3 protein-coding genes are annotated in these 2,400 nt (G+C 73.4%); all 3 read left to right on the plus strand.

Annotated elements, in window-relative coordinates; translation table 11 throughout:
• Window positions 1-1,069, plus strand: a 1,069-nt coding sequence (gene purD, locus SACHA_RS0101485; RefSeq protein WP_083935744.1) for a phosphoribosylamine--glycine ligase, incomplete at its 5' end; no start/stop codon positions are given.
• 150 nt (window positions 1,070-1,219) lie between these two features.
• A complete protein-coding gene (locus SACHA_RS0101490) occupies window positions 1,220-1,639 on the plus strand; it encodes a PE domain-containing protein (protein ID WP_019806626.1) in 420 nt (139 codons plus the stop codon).
• 81 nt (window positions 1,640-1,720) lie between these two features.
• Window positions 1,721-2,400: PPE domain-containing protein (locus SACHA_RS19760; RefSeq protein ID WP_028662781.1), on the plus strand; the 680-nt coding region annotated here is incomplete at its 3' end.

The following is a 2,400-nucleotide window of genomic DNA, read 5'->3' on the forward strand; positions in this document are numbered from 1 at the left end:
CGTCGTGATCGGCCCGGAGGTGCCGCTCGTCGCGGGGGCGGCGGACGCGGTGCGCGAGGCGGGGGTCGCCTGTTTCGGGCCGAGTGCGGCCGCCGCCCGGATCGAGGGGTCCAAGGCCTTCGCCAAGGACGTGATGAACGCGGCGGGGGTGCCGACCGCCCGGAGCGAGGTGGTGGACAACCCGGCGCATCTGGACGCCGCCCTGGCGCGGTTCGGACCCACCTGGGTGGTCAAGGACGACGGACTCGCGGCGGGCAAGGGGGTCGTGGTCACCACCGACGTCGAACGGGCCCGTAAGCACGCGCTGATGTTGCTCGACGGGGGGCACCCCGTGGTGCTGGAGTCGTTCCTGGACGGCCCCGAGGCGTCGCTGTTCTGCCTGGTCGACGGGCGTACCGTGGTGCCGCTGCTGCCCGCACAGGACTTCAAGCGGGTCGGCGACGGCGACACCGGCCCGAACACCGGGGGCATGGGTGCCTACGCCCCACTGCCCTGGGCTCCCCCCGGGCTGGTCGACGAGGTGGTCTCCACGGTCGTCCAGCCGGTCGTCGACGAGCTGGACCGCCGGGGTGTCCCCTTCCAGGGCCTGCTGTACGCGGGGCTCGCGCTGACTTCGGACGGGCCGCAGGTCATCGAGTTCAACTGCCGGTTCGGGGACCCGGAGACCCAGGTGGTGCTGCCGTTGCTGCGGACACCGTTGGCCGGCCTGCTGCACGCCGCCGCCACCGGCGAACTCGACGGGCACCCGCCGCTCGACTGGTCCGGCGGCGCGGCGGTGACCGTGGTGCTCGCCGCGGACGGCTATCCCGGCAAACCGCGCACCGGCGATGTGATCACCGGCAGTGAGGGTGACGGGGTGCTGCACGCGGGCACCCGCCGTCGCGAGGACGGTGGCGTGGTCTCCGCGGGCGGCCGGGTGCTGTCCGTCGTCGGGGTCGCCGACGACCTCGCCACGGCCCGGGAGGACGCCTACCGGCGGGTGGCCCGGGTGAACCTCACCGGGGCGCACCACCGCACCGACATCGCCGCCCGCGCGGCGGCCGGTGAGCTCGCGGTCCCCTCGCGCTGAGGCGTCCTGCGCCGTACCGTTCCGTCGTCCCCGTTCCCCGGAACCGGACCGGCCGAAAGACCGTCCCAAATTCAGGTCACCCGCACACCGGGCTTGGTAGTCTGCGAGGGAAGTCGGTCGACTACGGGCGGTAACAGGGGGTGCGGCACAGTGTCCGAACACACCGCAGGGTCCGAGAACGTCGCAGGGTCCGAACACACCGCAGGGTCCGAACACACCGCAGGGTCCGGGAGCGGGCCCGGGGCGGCACGGGACCTCGAGATCGAGCCCGACAAGATCGAGGCGGTCGCCGGGATCGTCGAGGAACAGGCGAGGGCGTTGCGCCGCAGGCTGGACGAGCGGACACCCGCGCTCACGGTCGCGCCGCCCGCGGAGGACATCGTCTCGGTCCATGCGGCCGAGGCCTGGAACACGCTGATCACCGAGGGGGACGGCTGCTACGTCGAGCGCGTCCGTGCCTATGAGGCAGGCCTCGTCGAACTGGCGGCGCGGTTGCGGCTGGCCTCCCGCGAATACGCCGAGAACGAGCAGGACAACGCCGCCGCCCTCCACGGCGCGGGCGGGAACTGATGCCGCGGAGTGCCGCGGGCCGCGTGTGCCCGTCGGATTCCGCCGCCGACCACCGACCGGACCACCGAACAGGGATTCGCGATGAACGACGCCGATGTTGCCGAGCTCGCCAGGAAGATCGGTGAACACCGGTTTTCCGGCTACACCGACGACATGCTCGCCGACGAGATCGAGACCTTCCGTTCCGGCCGCGGGGTCGGGGGGATGAGTGAGGCGGTGGCCGCGCTGGAGGCCGTCGCGGACGCCCTCGCCGAGACCGACGACACCCTGCACACCGAACTGGCGAAACTCGGTGTCCAGTGGCACGGGGTCGCCGGGCGGAGCGCCCGGGACCGGCTCGCGGAACAGGCCGAGTTCTCCCGCAGCGCGGGCGCGGCGGGGACCGACTCCGCCCAACGGCTGTTCGCGCAGGGCGAGGCGTTCAACCGCACGCTGCACAAGCTCCCCGACCCCGCCGCGTTGCGCGCGGAGAGCGACGTCGGCGTCGGGGACACCGTGCTCAGCCTGCTCGGACACGAGACCGACGCGGTCCGTGCGGCCGAGCGGAAGAAGGAGGCGCGGGAGCAGGCGGAGCAGGCGCTGGACGACTACGCGCGGGACAGCGGCGAGAAGCTCCGGGGACTGCCGGAGTTGTCCGCCCCCGGCCTGATCGGTGCGACGGTCCGGCCCGGCGCGGACGTGCCCGGGTCGATCGGCGCGGGAGGCGGACCGGACGACAGCACGACCGCGGCGTACAGCACGGGCGCCGTTCCCCCCGGTCC

Origin of the sequence: Saccharomonospora halophila 8 (genome assembly GCF_000383775.1) — a bacterium.
GTDB lineage: Bacteria > Actinomycetota > Actinomycetes > Mycobacteriales > Pseudonocardiaceae > Saccharomonospora > Saccharomonospora halophila.